General features: G+C 65.5%; 3 protein-coding genes. All 3 read left to right on the top strand.

The window, feature by feature from the left end; genetic code table 11:
- A partial coding sequence (hflK, locus tag DM995_RS11965; RefSeq protein ID WP_116969570.1) for an FtsH protease activity modulator HflK occupies nt 1-881 on the top strand: 881 nt, incomplete at its 5' end.
- Nucleotides 882-904: 23 nt separating this feature from the next.
- Nucleotides 905-1,732 (top strand): protease modulator HflC, encoded by an 828-nt coding sequence (gene hflC, locus DM995_RS11960; RefSeq protein WP_502696610.1) that lies wholly within the window; start codon nt 905-907, stop codon nt 1,730-1,732.
- A 145-nt stretch (nt 1,733-1,877) separates the two neighbouring features.
- On the top strand, nt 1,878-2,667 hold a 790-nt coding region (locus tag DM995_RS11955; RefSeq protein ID WP_198669339.1), incomplete at its 3' end, for a trypsin-like peptidase domain-containing protein.

Raw genomic sequence — 2,667 nt, 5'->3', positions numbered from 1 at the left:
GCCTGCCCAAGCGCCCCAATGGCAAGAGCTATGTGCCGATCGCGATCGGCGTGGTCGTTGTCGCCTGGCTGGTGCTCTCGAGCTTCCACCGCGTCGGCCCGCAGGAGCGTGGCGTCGTCACCTTCCTCGGCAGCTATTCGCGCACGGTCGAGCCCGGCATCGCGCTGACCCTGCCCGCGCCGATCGAATCGTTCGAGACGGTCGATGTGCAGAACATCCGCACCATCGACATTCCGGCGGCGGGAACGCAGGAAAATCTGATCCTCACCGGCGACCAGAACCTGGTCGACCTGGCCTATTCGGTGCGCTGGACGATCAAGGACCCGACGCTCTACCTGTTCCAGCTCGCCGATCCCGAAGCGACGATCCGCGAAGCCGCCGAGGCCGCGATGCGCGCCAGCGTCGCCGAAGTGACGCTCGACGATGCGATCGGCCCCGGCCGTATTGAGGTCGAGCAGAAGGTCGAGCAGCGGATGAAGGAGCTGCTCGACAGCTACCGTTCGGGCATCCAGGTGCAGGGCGTCGCGATCAAGAAGGCCGACCCGCCCGAAGCGGTGAACGAGGCGTTCAAGGCGGTGTCCGCCGCGCAGCAGGAAGCGCAGACCTATCTCAACGAGGCGCGCGCCTATGCGCAGCAGCTCACCGCCGCTGCCCAGGGCGAGGCCGCCGCGTTCGACAAGGTGTACGAGGAATATCGCCTCGCGCCCGAAGTGACGCGCCGGCGCATGTATTACGAGACCATGGAGCGGGTGCTGTCCAAGCTTGACAAGACGATCATCGAACCGGGCAATGTGACCCCCTATCTGCCGCTGCCCGAGCTGCGCAGGAAGATGCAGGAGACGACCGTCGAGGCGCCTGCGCGGGCCGAGGGGGCACGCTGATGAACAGTCTGATGCAACGCCCCATGCTGCTGCTGGGCCTTCTCGCTCTGGTGCTGATCGCGCTGGCGAGTTCGGTCGCGATCGTGCCCGAAACCAAGCAGGCAGTGATCGTCCGCTTCGGCCAGCCGGTGCGCACCTTCAACGTCTATCGCGACAACGAGGAATTCGGGAAGACCGGCGCGGGGCTGATCGCGCGCATTCCGTTTGCCGAGCAGATCGTGTGGGTCGACAAGCGCGTGATCGCGGTCGAAATGGAGCAGCAGCAGGTGCTCTCGACCGACCAGCTGCGGCTAGAGGTCGATGCCTATGCGCGCTTCCGCATCGTCGATCCCGAGCGGATGTATGTTTCGGCCGGAAGCGTCGAGCGCGTCGCGGCCGAACTGCGCCCGATCCTGGGCTCGGCGCTGCGCAACGAGCTCGGCAAGCGGCAGTTCGCGGCCTTGCTCAGCCCCGAACGCGGCGGGATCATGGATCGCATCCAGGCCGGGCTCGACCGCATTGCCGCGCAGTACGGTGCGCAGATCGTCGACGTGCAGATCAAGCGCGCCGACCTGCCGCAGGGCACGCCGCTGCAGAGCGCCTTCCAGCGCATGCGCACCGCGCGCGAACAGGAAGCGCGCACCATCACCGCGCAGGGCCAGAAGAACGCACAGATCATCCGGGCAGAGGCCGATGCATCCGCATCGCGTACCTATGCCAACAGCTTCGGCAAGGATCCGTCCTTCTATGAGTTCTACCGCGCGATGCAGAGCTATGAGCGGACGTTCCTGGGCGGATCGGGCGAAACCTCGATCATCCTGTCGCCGAACAACGAATATCTGCGCGAATTTCAGGGTCGGGGGAACCGATAAGAGACGGCGGGCGTGAATCCGCGTCCATCATTCAATCTGCGTTCAGGCGTGGGTTGCAAACCGAATATTGCCATGGCGTGTGCCGGTTTTCCGGCGTTCTGGGGCACGCCGATGGTCGCTTCTTGTAGATGAAGAGGATTTGTACGTGCGATATGCCTATGCAGTGACGTCGGCCCTTTTGCTGGGTGGCAGCGCGATCGTTCTGGCAACCGGCCAGCCGCTGGGCGCGCAGGTGGCGCAGAACGACCAGAGCGCGATGCTCGCCGCAGCCCCGCGTCCCGGCGCGCCGATGAGCTTTGCCGATCTGACCGAACAGTTGCAGCCCGCCGTGGTCAACATCTCGACGCGCCAGCGCGTGCGCGTGCCCAACAACCCGTTTGCCGGAACCCCGTTCGGCGGCCTGTTCGGCGCACCCGAAGGCGGTGGCGGCGGCACCCGCGAGGCGCAGTCGCTCGGCTCGGGCTTCATCATCTCGGCAGACGGCTATGTCGTCACCAACAACCATGTGATCGCCGCCGAAGGCAATGCCTCGGTCGAATCGATCACCGTGACCATGCCCGACGGCACCGAATATCCCGCCCGGCTGATCGGCCGCGACCCGCAATCGGACCTCGCGGTGCTCAAGATCAGCGGCACCAGGCCCTTCCCGTTCGTGCGCTTCGGCGATTCGACCAAGACGCGTGTCGGTGACTGGATCATCGCGATCGGCAATCCGTTCGGCCTGGGCGGCACGGTGACCTCGGGCATCATCTCGGCGGTCTATCGCAACACCGGCCAGGGCGGTGCCTATGACCGCTATCTGCAGACCGACGCCGCGATCAACCGCGGCAATTCGGGTGGCCCGATGTTCGACCTGAACGGCAATGTCATCGGCATCAACAACGCGATCATCTCGCCCACGGGCGGCAGCGTCGGCATCGGCTTTGCGATCCCCG

The sequence above is a fragment of the Blastomonas sp. UPD001 genome, assembly GCF_003426715.1.
Taxonomy (GTDB): domain Bacteria; phylum Pseudomonadota; class Alphaproteobacteria; order Sphingomonadales; family Sphingomonadaceae; genus Blastomonas.
The sequence above is the reverse complement of the archived record's forward strand: the minus strand, read 5'-3'. Positions and strand labels throughout refer to the sequence as shown.

Coding starts and splice junctions, on each gene's coding strand:
- hflC (WP_502696610.1), top strand. CDS start 905: ATGCTGCTGCTGGGCCTTCTCGCTCTGGTGCTGATCGCGCTGGCGAGT.